This is a genomic window from Alkalibacillus almallahensis, from assembly GCF_011761495.1.
GTDB lineage: Bacteria > Bacillota > Bacilli > Bacillales > Alkalibacillaceae > Alkalibacillus > Alkalibacillus almallahensis.
Window position 1 is genome coordinate 113,960 of the sequence record NZ_JAASRU010000001.1, and the last position, 15,825, is coordinate 129,784.

The 15,825-nt window shown below is 37.8% G+C and carries 19 protein-coding genes; 17 read left to right on the forward strand and 2 right to left on the reverse strand.

Going from position 1 to position 15,825, the window contains the following annotated elements; all coding sequences use genetic code 11:
- The first annotated feature begins 8 nt into the window (after window positions 1-8).
- From plsX to rnc, 5 genes are read left to right on the forward strand one after another with little or no spacing between them, the layout of a single operon-like run.
- The gene (gene plsX, locus FHR85_RS00585; protein WP_167259987.1) at window positions 9-1,022 is read left to right on the forward strand and encodes a phosphate acyltransferase PlsX; all 1,014 of its coding nucleotides are present in this window, start codon (window positions 9-11) and stop codon (window positions 1,020-1,022) included.
- On the forward strand, window positions 1,015-1,959 hold the full coding sequence (gene fabD, locus FHR85_RS00590; protein ID WP_167259989.1) for an ACP S-malonyltransferase: 945 nt from the start codon (window positions 1,015-1,017) through the stop codon (window positions 1,957-1,959). Before plsX ends, fabD begins: the two co-directional genes overlap by 8 nt.
- Window positions 1,959-2,699 carry a 3-oxoacyl-[acyl-carrier-protein] reductase gene (gene fabG, locus FHR85_RS00595; RefSeq protein WP_167259991.1) on the forward strand — a complete coding sequence of 247 codons (741 nt, stop codon included), beginning with the start codon at window positions 1,959-1,961 and terminating at the stop codon, window positions 2,697-2,699. The genes fabD and fabG overlap by 1 nt, the downstream gene beginning before the upstream one ends.
- A 40-nt stretch (window positions 2,700-2,739) precedes the next feature.
- Window positions 2,740-2,973 carry an acyl carrier protein gene (locus tag FHR85_RS00600; protein WP_167259993.1) on the forward strand — a complete coding sequence of 78 codons (234 nt, stop codon included), beginning with the start codon at window positions 2,740-2,742 and terminating at the stop codon, window positions 2,971-2,973.
- A gap of 25 nt (window positions 2,974-2,998) precedes the next feature.
- Window positions 2,999-3,712 (forward strand): ribonuclease III, encoded by a 714-nt coding sequence (gene rnc / locus FHR85_RS00605; RefSeq protein WP_243864117.1) that lies wholly within the window; start codon window positions 2,999-3,001, stop codon window positions 3,710-3,712.
- Window positions 3,713-3,751: 39 nt separating this feature from the next.
- Here rnc and FHR85_RS00610 read toward each other — a convergent pair whose 3' ends face one another.
- Window positions 3,752-3,973 carry a DUF1128 domain-containing protein gene (locus FHR85_RS00610; RefSeq protein WP_167259995.1) on the reverse strand — a complete coding sequence of 74 codons (222 nt, stop codon included), beginning with the start codon at window positions 3,971-3,973 and terminating at the stop codon, window positions 3,752-3,754.
- Between the two features lie 379 nt (window positions 3,974-4,352).
- Between FHR85_RS00610 and smc the strand changes: the two genes are divergently transcribed.
- Genes smc through ffh form a run of 4 tightly spaced genes read left to right on the forward strand, consistent with a single transcriptional unit; the run spans window position 4,353 to window position 10,668 of the window.
- Window positions 4,353-7,922, forward strand: a complete 3,570-nt coding sequence (gene smc / locus FHR85_RS00615) for a chromosome segregation protein SMC (protein WP_167259997.1) — start codon at window positions 4,353-4,355, stop codon at window positions 7,920-7,922.
- A 32-nt stretch (window positions 7,923-7,954) separates the two neighbouring features.
- Window positions 7,955-8,977: a signal recognition particle-docking protein FtsY gene (gene ftsY, locus FHR85_RS00620; RefSeq protein ID WP_167259999.1), complete on the forward strand. Its 1,023-nt coding sequence runs from the start codon at window positions 7,955-7,957 to the stop codon at window positions 8,975-8,977.
- An 11-nt stretch (window positions 8,978-8,988) separates the two neighbouring features.
- A complete protein-coding gene (locus tag FHR85_RS00625) occupies window positions 8,989-9,315 on the forward strand; it encodes a putative DNA-binding protein (RefSeq protein WP_167260001.1) in 327 nt (108 codons plus the stop codon).
- Between the two features lie 12 nt (window positions 9,316-9,327).
- On the forward strand, window positions 9,328-10,668 hold the full coding sequence (ffh, locus tag FHR85_RS00630; protein WP_167260003.1) for a signal recognition particle protein: 1,341 nt from the start codon (window positions 9,328-9,330) through the stop codon (window positions 10,666-10,668).
- A gap of 72 nt (window positions 10,669-10,740) precedes the next feature.
- Here the strand turns inward: ffh and FHR85_RS00635 are convergent, their stop codons facing one another.
- On the reverse strand, window positions 10,741-11,118 hold the full coding sequence (locus FHR85_RS00635) for a PH domain-containing protein (RefSeq protein ID WP_167260005.1): 378 nt from the start codon (window positions 11,116-11,118) through the stop codon (window positions 10,741-10,743).
- Between the two features lie 193 nt (window positions 11,119-11,311).
- Here FHR85_RS00635 and rpsP point away from each other — a divergent pair, with 193 nt between their 5' ends.
- From rpsP to FHR85_RS00675, 8 genes are all read left to right on the forward strand, one after another.
- The gene (gene rpsP, locus FHR85_RS00640) at window positions 11,312-11,584 is read left to right on the forward strand and encodes a 30S ribosomal protein S16 (protein ID WP_167260007.1); all 273 of its coding nucleotides are present in this window, start codon (window positions 11,312-11,314) and stop codon (window positions 11,582-11,584) included.
- A 14-nt stretch (window positions 11,585-11,598) separates the two neighbouring features.
- The gene (locus FHR85_RS00645) at window positions 11,599-11,826 is read left to right on the forward strand and encodes a KH domain-containing protein (protein WP_167260009.1); all 228 of its coding nucleotides are present in this window, start codon (window positions 11,599-11,601) and stop codon (window positions 11,824-11,826) included.
- A 77-nt stretch (window positions 11,827-11,903) separates the two neighbouring features.
- A complete protein-coding gene (locus FHR85_RS00650; protein WP_167260011.1) occupies window positions 11,904-12,290 on the forward strand; it encodes a YlqD family protein in 387 nt (128 codons plus the stop codon).
- A 5-nt stretch (window positions 12,291-12,295) separates the two neighbouring features.
- A complete protein-coding gene (gene rimM / locus FHR85_RS00655; RefSeq protein ID WP_167260013.1) occupies window positions 12,296-12,814 on the forward strand; it encodes a ribosome maturation factor RimM in 519 nt (172 codons plus the stop codon).
- On the forward strand, window positions 12,814-13,563 hold the full coding sequence (gene trmD / locus FHR85_RS00660) for a tRNA (guanosine(37)-N1)-methyltransferase TrmD (RefSeq protein ID WP_167260498.1): 750 nt from the start codon (window positions 12,814-12,816) through the stop codon (window positions 13,561-13,563). Before rimM ends, trmD begins: the two co-directional genes overlap by 1 nt.
- Before the next feature lie 101 nt (window positions 13,564-13,664).
- On the forward strand, window positions 13,665-14,009 hold the full coding sequence (gene rplS, locus FHR85_RS00665; RefSeq protein WP_167260015.1) for a 50S ribosomal protein L19: 345 nt from the start codon (window positions 13,665-13,667) through the stop codon (window positions 14,007-14,009).
- A gap of 126 nt (window positions 14,010-14,135) precedes the next feature.
- On the forward strand, window positions 14,136-14,981 hold the full coding sequence (gene ylqF / locus FHR85_RS00670) for a ribosome biogenesis GTPase YlqF (protein WP_167260017.1): 846 nt from the start codon (window positions 14,136-14,138) through the stop codon (window positions 14,979-14,981).
- A 57-nt stretch (window positions 14,982-15,038) separates the two neighbouring features.
- Window positions 15,039-15,809, forward strand: coding sequence for a ribonuclease HII (locus tag FHR85_RS00675; protein WP_167260500.1), 771 nt, complete (start codon window positions 15,039-15,041; stop codon window positions 15,807-15,809).
- The last annotated feature ends 16 nt before the right edge of the window (window positions 15,810-15,825 follow it).

Here is a 15,825-nt window from a genome sequence, read left to right on the forward strand (position 1 = left end):
TAACCGATATGAAAATTGCAATAGATGCCATGGGCGGTGACAACGCTCCAAATGCTGTAGTTGAGGGTGTAAAAGAAGCTGTTAGTCATTACGGTGAAGTAGAATTTATTTTATTCGGTGATGAAGAACAAATCAATCCGCTCTTAAATGGAGCATCTGAACGAATCTCGATTCACCATACTACAGAAAAAGTCGAAAGTGATGATGAACCTGCTCGAGTCGTTAAGAAGAAAAAGAATTCCTCAATGGTCTTAATGGCTGAAGCGGTAAAAAATGGTGATGCTGATGCTTGTATTTCAGCAGGTAATACGGGTGCGTTAATGAGTACTGGATTATTCAAAGTCGGTCGAATCAAAGGAATCGAGAGACCAGCTTTAAGTCCAACGTTACCAACTATTGATGGAAGCGGATTTCTGTTATTAGATGTTGGGGCCAACGTAGAAGCGAAAGCCCAACACTTAATGCAATACGGTATTATGGGATCAGTCTACGTTGAAAATGTTAGACAAGTAAAAGCACCACGCGTAGGTTTATTAAATGTCGGAACAGAAGATGGTAAAGGGACTGAATTAACCAAACAAGCTTTTGAAATGTTGGAAGAAGCCCCAATTAACTTTGTAGGCAACGTCGAAGCGCGAGATTTATTAGAAGGTGTTGCTGATGTAGTCGTGACTGATGGCTTTTCAGGTAATATTGCCTTGAAGTCAATAGAAGGTACGGCTATGTCGATGTTTTCAATGATTAAATCTGCTTTTTCCAAAAACCTCAAATCCAAATTAGCAGCTGGTATGGTTAAGTCAGATTTAAGAGGTATTAAAGATCAATTAGATTATTCAGAGTATGGTGGTGCGGCACTTTTCGGCTTAGCAGCACCAGTTATCAAAGCGCATGGCTCATCAAATGGTAGAGCGATATTTAGTGCGATTAAACAAACACATAGCATTGTTGATCAAGATGTTACTCATTTAATTCAACAAGATGTCGAAGTAATGAATGAAGGAAAGGAGTCACAAAATGACTAAACTAGCCTTTTTATTTCCTGGTCAGGGCTCTCAGGAAGTTGGAATGGGCCAAGCATTTTATGATCAATTTGATGATGTACAAGCATTATTTAAGCGTGCGGATGATGTTTTAGGTTATCAATTATCTGATTTAATGTTAAATGGACCAGAAGAAACGTTAACAAAAACTGAGAATGCTCAACCAGCTTTATTATTAAATAGTGTTGCGATCTTAGAACAAATTCGTCAAGCAGGTATTCAACCAGACATGGTAGCAGGACATAGTTTAGGAGAATATACAGCTTTATATGCTGCTGGTTCCATTTCGTTTGAAGATGCGATTCAAATTGTTAACAAACGCGGTAAATTGATGGAGGAAGCAGTGCCGAGCGGTCAAGGTACAATGGCAGCTGTTTTAGGATTAGATGATGAAACCATTCATGAGATTACGAAAACTGTAAGTGAAGCTGGCGAAACAGTTAATGTCGCCAATTATAATTGCCCTGGTCAAACGGTTATTTCCGGAACGGTATCCGGTGTTAATGAAGCAATCGAAAAGTTAAAAGAAGCTGGTGCAAAACGCGCGTTACCATTAAATGTGAGTGGACCGTTTCATTCAGATTTAATGCGACCAGCTAGTGATCAATTTAAAGCAATCTTAGATGAAATTTCAATTCAGTCGGCTGCTATTCCTGTTTATGCTAATGTGACAGCAGAACCGACACAAGATGAGCAAACCATACGTTCTCTTTTAATAGAACAATTATATTCCCCTGTGAAATTCAAACAAACACTTGAAAACATGGTCGAACAAGACGTTGATGCTTTTGTAGAAATAGGACACGGTAAAGTGTTAGCCGGTCTGGTGAAAAAAGTGCATCGACGGGCTACAATTTATAATATTCAAGACGTTGAGCAATTGAACGCGTTTATTGCTGACTTAAAGGAGGAATCATAATGCTAGAGGGTCAAACAGCGCTTGTAACAGGTGCCTCACGTGGTATTGGCCGAGCGATTGCTTTGGAATTAGCCAAAAATGGTGCTAATGTTGTCGTTAACTATGCTGGTAATCAAGCGAGAGCCGATGAAGTCGTTGAAGAGATTAAAGAATTTGGACAAGAAGCGATAGCATATCAAGCAAACGTTTCAAGTTCTGAAGAAGTTACCGCCATGATCAAACAAACAGTCGATCAATTTGGTTCTGTAGATATTTTGGTGAATAATGCAGGAATAACAAGAGATAATTTGTTAATGCGTATGAAAGAAGAAGAATTTGACGAAGTTATTGACACGAATCTTAAAGGTGTGTTCAATTGTATTAAAGGCGTGACACGTCAAATGATGAAGCAACGTGGCGGTAAGATTGTTAATGTTGCTTCAATTGTTGGTGTCATGGGTAATCCTGGACAAGTTAATTATGTAGCAGCCAAATCTGGTGTGATTGGTATGACAAAATCAGTAGCAAAAGAATTAGCTGCGCGGGATGTTAATGTTAATGCTGTTGCTCCTGGTTTTATTGCAACAGATATGACTGAGGATTTAACAGACGAGCAGAAGCAACAAATGTATGATATGATTCCGCTTAATCGTCTAGGTGACCCGGAAGATGTCGCTCGCGTAGTTCGCTTTTTAGCTTCTAATGATGCGAAGTACATGACTGGCCAGACCTTACATGTTGATGGTGGTATGGTCATGTAATAGTAAAGTTATTATAGTTCTTTGAAGGGAGGTGAACGACATGGCAGACGTATTTGATCGTGTCAAAAAAATCATCGTTGAACGTTTAGACGTAGACGAATCAAAGGTAGTTGAAAATGCTTCATTTAAAGATGACTTAGAAGCAGACTCATTAGACGTTGTGGAGCTTGTAATGGAGCTTGAAGATGAGTTTGATTTAGAAATTTCTGATGAAGATGCAGAAAAAATTAATACAGTAGGTGATGCTGTTAATTACATAAACAGCAGTCAGTAACTGAGAAAGTAGAGGATGGCTCATGATGTCATCCTCATTTTCTATTAGAAAAGGTGACGATATGGATATCAAACAATTTCAAGAACGTTTTAATCTTTATTTTGAAAACGAATCATTATTAAAACAAGCTTTTATGCATACATCATATGTTAATGAGCATCGAGACCAATCATTAGAAGATAATGAACGATTAGAATTTTTAGGTGATGCTGTATTAGAATTAGCCGTATCACAATACTTATTTAGACAATACCCTCACATGAGCGAAGGGGAATTAACTAAATTTCGTGCTAATATCGTTTGTGAACCATCGCTTGAACAATTTAATCGAGAATTATCTTTAGGGCAATATTTATTACTCGGGAAAGGTGAAGAGGTATCTGGTGGCAGAGAGCGTTCGGCTATCTTAGCAGATGCTTTTGAAGCTTTAATGGGTGCAATTTATTTAGATCAAGGTTTTACAACAGCCCTAGCATTTTTAGAAGAAAATATTTTCCCAAGTATTGAACCTGGTGCTTTTTCGCATGTGATGGATTATAAAAGCAAGCTACAAGAAAAAATGCAAAAGAAAGGCCAGAATGTCTCGTATCAGATAATTGATGAGCAAGGACCTGATCATAATCGTGAATTTATTGCAGGTGTTTTCTTAAATCATAATCAAATTGGTGAGGGACGCGGTCGTTCAAAAAAAGAAGCAGAACAAGAAGCAGCGAAAGAAGCATTACAACAAACAGATTAACGATAAAAAATGACCAACCTACAATAGGCTGGTCATTTTTTACTTACGATATTTACTTAGTTCATTGATAATAGCATTGATTTCTGCCACGCTTACTTGTCCTTGAGCTTTAACCATGTCGTAAATGTCCTTAATATCATAGTAATGATCAAGATCATAATCGCCTGGTTTTAATAGGGCAGCATTTAACACCTGTAGTTCTTGAGCTAAGTCTTCAATGATGTATGTTAGGTTTTCTTCTGTTGGTTCGTTTAAATTCATAAAATCACTTCTCCTATTCGTTGTATTGAGCCTTCTGTGAGCTCTTCATTTATGATAAAATGTAAAGGTTGACAATCATAGCGTTGATTGAACAATTATTTTAATAATTGGTTATGCTAAAGTCCGTTGTTGATATTGTGATTCGCTTTCGGTGGACGCTTTCCGCGGGCACGGCTCGAGCCTCCTCGGCCCAAAGGCATGGCCTGCGGGGTCTCGAGACACGTGCTGTTCCCGCAGGAGTCGCCACCTTCGCTTCTCACAATTCAACAACTATGAGAGTTTAAGAATTAAAACAATTCTAAATTATAACAGACCATAGATATTAATTAACGTATACATAAATTAAAGTGTAGCATGAAATGAGTAGGTGTATAAAGTCATGTTCCTAAAAAAACTTGAAACAGTCGGATTTAAATCATTTGCGGAACGTGTATCAGTCGATTTTGTTCCAGGAGTGACAGCAGTTGTTGGTCCCAATGGAAGTGGCAAATCGAATATTACTGATGCCATCCGTTGGGTATTAGGTGAACAATCTGCTAAATCCCTACGTGGCTCGAAAATGGAAGATGTCATTTTTTCGGGTAGCGATACTCGAAAAGGGCTAAACGTTGCAGATGTAACACTTGTTTTAGATAACCATGATCATCAATTACCAATTGATTATGATGAAGTAGCGGTCACAAGACGTGTTTACCGTTCAGGTGATAGTGAATACTTATTAAACAAACAACCTTGTCGCTTAAAAGATATTACAGATTTATTTATGGATTCTGGCTTAGGGAAGGAAGCCTTTTCAATCATTAGCCAAGGAAAAGTTGAAGAAATTCTATCCTCTAAATCAGAAGAACGTCGTAGTATTTTTGAAGAAGCAGCAGGTGTATTGAAATATAAAAAACGTAAATTAAACGCCCAAAAGAAACTCGATGAAACAGAAGATAATTTAAGTCGTGTTGAAGATATCATTCATGAAATCGAAGGTCAGCTAGAACCACTTCAAGAGCAGGCTGATATCGCAAGAGAATACATGACTAAGCGTGATGAGTTAGAACAAGTTGAAGTTTCATTACTTGTAGCAGAAATAGAAACCATTCATCAAGATTGGGAACAATTATTAAATTCCATTGAACAACTTAAATCGGCATTGACCGAAGAAAAAACGGTGATTCAACAGGATGAAGCAAACTTAGAAGACAAGACCAATACCATTAATCAATTAGAACAACAAATTAACAAGTTACAAGATGAGAAACTGTCGTTAACACAAGAGATTGAACAACTTGAAGGACAGAAGAATGTTTTAGTTGAACGGCTTAAGCATTATGACGAAAGTAAGGAAAAGCTCGAGCAATCCATTGAATCACATCAAAATCAAATCGATCAACTTCAACTTGATTTTGACGATTATCAATCTAGGTTAAATGTACTAAAATCATCGCGCCAAGAAACAAAAGATCAAATCAAGGAACTCAAGCGAGCTATGGCGTCTGGAGATGAAAACATCGAAGACACCATCGAGCAACTGAAAGCTGAATATATTGATCTTCTGAATGATCAAGCAGCTAATCGAAATGAGAAACATTCTATTGATAAACAATTAGAGCAGTTAGAAGCACGAAAAGAACGGTTAGACACGCGTTTCAACGAAATGTTAAATGAACGTGAACAACTTGAAAAAACTTTAGCAGAAAATGAACAAAAAGAAACTGAGCTAAATAAAGAATTGCAAACGAAACGCGATATTTTCGAGGATCAAAAATCTAAACGTGACGCTTTACAAGAAGAAATTCAAGCTGATGACGATAAACTTAACCAAGCCTATCGAATGATTGAACAATTACGTTCGAAAAAAGATATGTTAGAAGACATGAAAGAGTCTTATAGTGGGTTTTATTACGGAGTTAAATCGATTTTACAAGCGAAAGAAAAAGGGAAGTTGTCAGGAGTTCATGGCGCAGTTGCCCAATTAATCGATGTTGATCAGAATTATGTGACGGCCCTTGAGACAGCTTTAGGTGGACAAGCGCAGCATATTGTTGTTGAAAACGATAAAAATGCTCGTGATGCGATCCACTTTTTAAAGCAAGCTAAAAGTGGTCGCGCAACGTTACTCCCATTAACGACTATGAAATCACGCTGGGTAGGTGACCAGGTCTATAATACTGTGAAGAATTTAGACGGATTTATTGGTGTGGCTTCAGAACTTGTGACAGTAGAGGATACCTATCGTTCAATCGCAGATAATTTATTAGGTAATATAATCGTAGCTGAAACACTTAAAGATGCTAACGCTATGGCTAAAGCTATTAATCATCGCCACCGACTGGTGACCTTAGAAGGTGATGTAGTCAATCCAGGTGGTTCAATGAGCGGTGGTGCTAAGAAGCAAAATCAACAAGCTTCGTTATTTACCCGTGAGCGCGAATTAGAAGATGTTCAGACAAAGTTGCAAGAATATGAAACAAAAACAGAACAATTTAAATCAGGTTTATCATCTAAACGTCAACAATTAGAGACAATCAAACAAGAATGTCTTGATGCTGAAAAACAATGTGACACTTTGAATCAATCTTTACAAGAAGTCGAACAAGCTAAACAATCGAACCGTATCCAGTTAGATCATATTAACAACCAATTAGAAGTGTATGATCAAGAAACGAAACAATATGAAGATGATAAAAATCAATTTCAGACACAGTTGAAGCAATTAAATGAAACACTTTCGAATCAAGATGAACAAGCAGCAATATTAAAGCAGCGAATTGATGATTTAACTGAGAATCAATCTTCTTATAAGGCTGAGCAAGACGAGCAGCAAGATCAACTTAATCATTTGCAAATTAAACTAGCTGAACAAGATAGTGATGTCCGTAACCAAGAAGAGCGCTTGGAGCAATTGAAAGGATCTTTAGAAGAAGAAAAGCAACAAAAAGAACAATTAGAACAAGAATTGCATGAATTACAAACATCACATGAAAAAGCTGAAACGGTCGAAGGTTTATCGGACTCATTAAGTAACCATCGTGAGCGCTTAGTCAAAGTTAATACACAATTAGATGACGCCAAAGAGCAACGTGAGCAACAACGTCAGTTGAAAGATGACCTAGAACGTGAGGTGAAAGAAAAAAATCGTTTATACGATGAGAAAAGCCAACAATTACAGAAACAAGAAGTTCAGGCAAATCGCTTAGATGTTGAACTTGAAAATCGTCTGCAACAATTGCAAGATGAATATGCTATGACATTTGAACGGGCGAAGTCAGAATATGGACCATCAGATGATATTGAAGAAGCAAAACAATCGGTACAGACGATTAAACAAGATATTAAAGCACTAGGTCACGTCAATCTTGGTGCGATAGAAGAATATGATCGCATTCAAGAACGTTATACATTCTTGACTGATCAACGTAATGATTTACTAGAAGCTAAAGAAACATTAAATGGCATCATTGGTGAGATGGACGAAGAAATGGTGCGTAAATTTAGTGAAACGTTCAGCCAAATTCAAGAACAGTTTACAGTAGTATTTAAGTCTTTATTTGGTGGTGGACATGCTGAACTGAAACTGACAGACCCGGACAATTTATTAGAAACGGGTGTCGATATCATCGCTCAACCACCAGGGAAAAAGCTACAACAGCTTGGTCTCTTATCAGGTGGAGAAAGAGCTCTTACTGCAATTGCATTGTTATTTGCGATCTTACGCGTTAGACCTGTTCCGTTCTGTGTACTAGATGAAGTTGAAGCTGCTTTAGATGAAGCAAATGTTATTCGTTTTGCTCAATATCTAAAAGAATTTTCCGCACAAACACAATTCATCGTGATTACACATCGTAAAGGGACAATGGAGTATGCCGATGTTCTTTATGGCGTTACGATGCAAGAGTCAGGTGTATCAAAGATGGTATCAGTTAAATTGGAAGAGACTGAAGAGATGATATATAATTAGAATGTAATGGGTGTAGTAGAAAGGAAGGTACGATGAGTTTCTTTAAAAAGTTAAAAGATAAAGTAAGCAAACAAACAGAAGAAGTAACTGATAAATTTAAAGATGGTTTAAGTAAGACACGAGACTCATTTACGACTAAAGTTAATGATCTAGTGGCGCGTTATCGTCAAGTTGATGAGGAATTCTTTGAAGAGCTAGAAGAAATTCTAATTTCAGCAGATGTTGGCGTTAATACAGTCATGGAGTTTATTGAAGAATTAGAGATGGAAGTAAAACGTCGTAATATAAAAGATACAGAGGAAGTAAAGGAAGTCATCTCTGAAAAGTTAGTCGAGATTTACTATGGTGATGATGATGAATCACTTGAAGCGCTAAATATTCAAGAAGGCGATTTAACCGTTATATTAGTTGTAGGTGTTAATGGTGTAGGTAAGACAACTTCAATTGGAAAGCTGGCTTACCAGTTACAACAAGAAGGGAAATCAGTGGTAATGGCTGCCGGTGATACATTCCGTGCTGGTGCGATTGACCAACTGGATATCTGGGGCCAGCGTGCTGGTGTTAATGTCATTAAGCATAGTGAAGGAGCTGATCCTGCAGCTGTCACTTACGATGGCATTCAAGCAGCCAAATCGAGAGGTGCAGACGTTTTACTTTGTGATACGGCTGGTCGTTTACAAAACAAAGTGAATCTAATGAAAGAATTGTCTAAAGTTCATAAAGTAATCGAGCGAGAAATCCCTGATGCACCACACGAAACATTACTCGTGTTAGACGCAACAACGGGTCAAAATGCCTTAAGTCAAGCTAAGACGTTTAAAGAAGCGACAGATGTATCTGGAATCGTTCTAACGAAGTTGGATGGTACAGCACGAGGTGGTATTGTGCTGGCTATTCGAAATGAACTGAATATACCTGTCAAATATGTGGGTCTAGGCGAACAAATTACTGATTTACAACCGTTTAATGCTCATCAATTTGTTTATGGTTTATTTGGTGATCTGATGACACGTGTTGAAAATGATGAAGATGATTCGGATGACAAAAATAACTGAGGAGTGTCATCATGTTAGAGAAAACAACACGCATGAATTATTTATTTGACTTCTATCAGAAGTTATTAACAGAGAAACAACGCAATTATATGGAGTTATATTATTTAGAAGATTATTCGCTAGGTGAAATTTCCGAAACTTATCATGTCAGTAGACAAGCTGTATATGATAACATAAGACGTACAGAACTCATGCTTGAAGAGTATGAAGACCATCTCGGTTTATATCGTTATTTTGAAAAGCGACATGAACTGATTCAAGCGATGAAACAAAAATTATCTCATCAGAAATATGATGATATTCAAGCACTACTAGAACAATTGGAAAACCTAGACTAGGGGGTCAGCCATATGGCATTCGAAGGATTATCCGAACGTCTGCAAGAAACGATGAAGAAGATTACAGGTAAAGGTAAAGTTAGTGAGGCAGACGTTAAAGAAATGACACGTGAAGTCCGTTTGGCATTACTTGAAGCGGACGTTAACTATAAAGTTGTAAAAGATTTAATTAAACGAATTAAAGAACGAGCTGTAGGTCAAGAAGTAATGGAAAGCTTAACGCCTGGCCAACAAGTTATTAAAGTGGTTCGTGACGAACTGACTGAACTGATGGGCGGTGAACAAAGTAAAATTGCGGTGGCTAATAAACCACCGACCGTTATTATGATGGTTGGTTTGCAAGGTGCCGGTAAAACGACGACGACAGGTAAATTAGCGAATCATTTGCGTAAAAATTCTAATCGTAACCCCCTACTTGTTGCTGCAGACGTCTATCGACCAGCAGCGGTTGATCAGCTCGAAACACTCGGTGAACAACTTGATTTACCTGTTTATTCAAAAGGAACAGTAGCAAATCCAGTAGATATTGCTAATGAAGCGATTGAGAAGGCGAAAGCTGAGCATCATGATTATGTCATCATTGATACAGCAGGTCGTTTGCACGTAGATGAAGATCTAATGGATGAATTACAACAAGTTAAAACAAATATGAATCCTGATGAAATTTTCTTAGTGGTGGATTCAATGACGGGTCAGGACGCCGTTAATGTTGCTGAGAGCTTTGATAGTCAGCTCGACATAAGTGGTGTCATCTTGACGAAACTTGACGGGGATACGCGTGGTGGTGCTGCGCTTTCTATTCGTTCTGTCACTGGTAAACCAATCAAATTCGCTGGTATGGGCGAGAAGTTAGATCAGCTTGAGCCTTTCCATCCTGATCGCATGGCTTCACGAATTTTAGGGATGGGTGATGTCTTCAGCCTGATCGAAAAGGCTGAGTCAGAAGTCGATGAGAAGAAAGCGAAAGAAATGCAGAATAAAATGAAATCTGCATCATTTACATTTGAAGACTTCTTAGAACAAATGGAACAAGTGAAAAATATGGGACCACTTGATGAATTAGTTAATATGATGCCTGGCGCGAACAAAATGAAAGGCATGAAGAACATGCAAGTGGATGATAAACAATTATCCCATATTGAAGCGATTATCCAATCGATGACTAAAAAAGAACGTGTTGAACCTAGTATTATTAATGCTAGCCGTAAAAAACGGATTGCTCAAGGTTCTGGAACGTCAGTTGCTCAAGTGAATCGCTTGTTAAAGCAATTTGAAGAAATGAAGAAGATGATGAAACAAATGACGAGTTCTAAAAAAGGTAAAAAAGGCGGCATGAATCTGCCGTTTATGTAAAATATAAACACCACTGTATCGCAGAATGACATAAGCGATAGAGTGGTGTTTGTTTTTAGGAGCTGCCTTAAATCAAGTGCACTTCGAAGCTAACACTTTCTGGATGTCGTAGATGCTGTGATCCTTCTTGAATTGTTTACTAATGGTTGGCTGTGCACCGCTTGAAATCCAGATTTTAAGTTCGGCATCAAGGTCGAAGGTACCCGCCGTTTCAATGCTAAAATGTGAGATGCTGTTATAAGGGACGGAATGATAATCTGTCTTTTTACCTGTCATCCCTTGTTTATCTACCATAATTAGTCGGCGATCTGTAAAAACGATTAAATCACGAACCAATTTAAAGGCCACGTCAACGTTTTCGTTATCAATTAATAAGTCACTTAATTCTTCTTCGACTTCTTCTGCTTTTGCGGTTGAAGCATTACCCATTAATCCATCAAATAATCCCATCTAGAATCCTCCTTGAATTCAGCTTACACTGTTTATAATTAGACAAACATAGCAGAATTCCTGCTAATATAGTATGCTTATTTAAATAGAAATAATAAAGATTTTTAATATGTCATGCAAAAATACTTTACACGCTTTGAACTGTCTGCTACAATCTGTACTTGTGATAAGATATTTAATGGAGGTGTAAGACATGGCAACTAAAATTCGTCTAAAACGTATGGGTTCTAAACGTAATCCGTTTTATCGTGTCGTTGTTGCAGATTCACGCGCGCCACGTGATGGTCGTATCATCGAGCAAATTGGCACATATAATCCAGTATCAGAAACACCAGAGGTTTCAATCAATGAAGAGAAAGCACTTGACTGGATGACTAAAGGTGCTCAACCAAGCGATACAGTACGTAACTTGTTCTCAGAGAAGGGCATCATGAAGAAGTTTCACGAGTCAAAAAATAACGGATAAGGATTTGTGATATCATGAAACCCTTAATTGAAACGATTGTGACACCGTTAGTTGATCATCCTGAACAGATTCATGTTAACGTTGAGGAAACGGATGAAAAAATCCGTTACCACTTAACTGTTCATGAAGATGACGTTGGGAAAGTGATTGGCAAAAACGGTCGTATCGCAAAGGCTGTTCGTACAGTGGTTCATGCCGCTAATTCGGACACGCATAAAAAGGTTTATGTTGATATTATGTAAAAGGGGGAGAGGGTTTCAAAACCTTTCCCTTTTTTTGCATGCCCAAGGATTAAAGTCATAAACTACAGGTGATCTTCATGAAAATTATCCGTCAAACCAAAGTGAAGCAAGTATTAACTGAGACCAGTAAAGAAAAATTGCAATATCATTTTGAAAATGAAATTTCTGCAAAACGCAAAGAAATTGATCAACTCGTGTTTGAAAAGAAAAAACTTCTTAAACAACAATTTGATCCTCAAAAAGTTGAAGAAAAATTTGCTAAAGAAGAGTTGAAACGCCAACAGTCAATCGAGTGGTATGAATTTCAACTTGAACAATTAAATCAATTACCATTAGGCAGTGAAATGACCGAACGTGAGGTAGAAGAAATCGTTGAGGTTTCAATTGGTGATAACTGGGATGAACTGATGGGTAATCGAGAGATCGTCGTTCAAGATGGAAAAATTGTTAAAATAAATAGGTGATATACATGGACCAAGATTATTTAAAAGTAGGAACGATTGTTAATACACATGGTGTTCAAGGTGAAGTTCGTGTCATGTCGGTTACGGATTTTAATGAACGTTATGAAACTGGAAATCGACTTTTCATGAATTGGAATAATCAGATGGTAGAGATCATTGTGCAGTCTCATCGGGCACACAAGCAGTTCGACCTTCTCACATTCGAGGGATATGACACCATGGAGTCTGTTGAACCATTAAAACAAACGACACTTTATGTTAGTGCTGAAGATCTACATGAATTGGATGAAGATGAATTCTATTATTTCGAAATTATCGGTTGTGACGTTTATTTCACAACTGGGGAACACCTTGGTCGGATAAAAGAAGTGATGCAACCTGGCGCAAATGATGTTTGGGTAGTTGATCGTCCTGAGCCTGGTGCAAAGGATGCCCTCATACCATTTATTGATGATATCGTAAAAGATATAGATATTGAAAATGGGCTGATTACGATTGAATATATGGAAGGATTACTCCCATGATGAAATTGGACATTTTAACTTTATTCCCTGAAATGTTCCAAGGTGTTTTTGAATCGTCTATTTTGAAGAAGGCAAAGGATAAAGGTGCCTATGACTATAACCTGATTGATTTTCGGACCTATACGACGAATAAACATAACAAAGTAGATGATTACCCATATGGTGGCGGTGCTGGTATGGTGCTTACACCACAACCGATTTTTGATGCTGTTGAAGATTTACAAAAGCAACGTAAATCGAAGCCGAGGGTTGTTTTACTTTGTCCTCAAGGTGAACCTTATACTCAACAAAAAGCTGAAGAATTAGCAGAGGAAGAGCATTTGATTATGATCTGCGGTCATTATGAGGGTTACGATGAACGAATTCGTACTGAATTAGCAACAGATGAAATATCAATTGGTGATTATGTATTAACTGGCGGTGAACTGGGAGCTATGGTGGTGGCCGATAGCGTGATTCGGTTATTGCCGGAAGTATTAGGGAACGAAGAATCTGCAGAACAGGATTCATTTTCTACGCCATGGTTAGAACATCCTCACTACACACGACCACAGGATTTTCGTGGTCATCAAGTACCTGAAGTCTTGTTATCAGGTAATCATCAAAAAATTGATGATTGGCGAGAATATGAATCCATGAAACGAACCTATGAAAGAAGACCTGATCTGATTGATGAATCACAATTAACTGAACGAGAAATAATGCTATTAAATCAAATAAAAAACGAGCTAGGTGTTGAAACAGACTAAGGTGTATGATATATTATTTTAGTGCTTAAGTCTTCTTAAGTCGATAACGATGTTCCGCTACTTGGATAAGTAAGAGCATTAGTTGGAAGGAGTGAACAAATATGCAACAGATTTTAGAACAGGTCGTACAGGACCAACTACGTACAGACGTACCTGAATTCCGTGCTGGTGACTCAGTTAAAGTACACGTTAAAGTTGTCGAGGGTAACCGCGAACGTATTCAGGTGTTTGAAGGTGTTGTCATTAAACGTCGTGGTGGTGGAATCAACGAATCGTTTACAGTGCGTAAGATTTCTTACGGTGTAGGCGTTGAGCGTACATTCCCAATCCATTCACCTCGTGTTGACAAAATTGAAGTTTCTCGTCGTGGTCGCGTACGTCGTGCGAAGCTTTATTACCTACGTAATCTACGTGGTAAAGCAGCGCGTATCCCAGAAAGACGATAGGTATAAGAAGAAACAAACAGAGCTTGGCGCTTACGTCGTCAAGCTCTATTTTTTTACGACAAATTAAAAGACAACCTGACACGTAAAGGGTATACTAAGTATAAAATTAATTAATGAGGTGATGGTATGGCGATTCAATGGTTTCCAGGACATATGGCAAAGGCGAAACGGGAAGTAGAAGAACAACTGTCACTCGTAGACCTTGTAATTGAATTGGTTGATGCCCGTGTACCATATTCAAGTCAAAATCCAATGCTTCAAGATGTCATTCAAGAGAAACAAAAATTGATATTATTGATGAAAAAAGATTTGGCTGATCAAGAGCTAACTACAAGCTGGATTAATCATTTTCAACAACAAGGGCACTATGCACTCGCTGTTGATGTTAATAACCAAGATGATATCAAACAAATAGTGAAGCAAACCAAACAAATTAGTGAACAGGTTAATGAAAGAAGACGTAATAAAGGGATTAATCCCCGTTCATTACGAGCTATGATCATTGGTATTCCTAATGTTGGTAAATCAACCCTTATTAACCGCTTGGCCAGTAAAAAACAAGCTCAAACAGGAGATAAACCAGGTGTTACTAAGAAACAACAATGGATTAAAATTCAAGGTGAATTCGAATTATTAGATACTCCAGGAATTCTATGGCCAAAGTTTGAAGAACAAGAGGTAGGCTATAAACTAGCAGCAATTGGTACGATTAAAGATCAAATTTTGTATTTAGATGATATTGCGGTCTATATCTTAAATACGATGAAAAATCATTATCCTGACGCATTAACTCAACGTTATCCAAGCCTGAATCTAGAAAGTGAAGATATAGTTGAATGGTTTGATACTATTGGCAGAAAACGTGGTTGCTTAATGTCAGGTGGGAATATTGATTATGATCAAGTGACAGATGTCATTATTAAAGACTTACGACAAGGTCATTTAGGTCGTATAACTTTTGACCATATTTAAACTTATAATTTATTGAAATATGTCGATATAGAAATAAAGGAGACGATTGTGGTGGATGTGAGTCAACTAACCATTCGTCATATTAAGACGATGGTAGAATCAGATGAGGTAACAAGTGAACAATTAGCCTTATTAAGGGAAGATACACGCTCGGGTGTACAGAAACTAATCAATCAATATGATAAACGGATTGAAAAGCAAGAACAATTAAAGGTTAAGTTCGAGAAGATGAAGGAATTCGAAGATACACAGTATCAAAATGGTTACCGGTTTATAGCAGGTGTTGATGAAGTGGGACGAGGGCCACTAGCTGGTCCAGTAGTAGCCGCTTCTGTCATTTTAGATCCGTTTGATTCCTCACTAATCGGAATTGATGATTCAAAACAACTTTCTGAACCAAAACGAAAGCAATATTATGAAGCAATTATGGATAATGCGATTGCTGTTGGTGTCGGTATAGTCAATGCGAATAGAATCGATCAAATTAATATCTATCAAGCAGCAAAACAAGCTATGCAAGAAGCGATTAATGATATGAATCAAGAGCCTGATTATTGCCTGTTAGATGCGATGACACTTGAGGAGTTGTCGTGCCCTCAGCAATCACTGGTGAAAGGTGATCAAAGAAGCATATCGATTGCTGCTGCAAGTGTTATAGCTAAAGTGACACGTGACAATATGATGGTAGAAGCAGCTCATACATATCCTGATTTTAAATTTGACCGTAATATGGGTTATGGAACAACTAATCATTTACAAGCATTATCTGAACACGGACCCACACCACTTCACCGACGATCATTTAATCCGGTAACGTCATATGTATAAACTTTGACGTTTAATA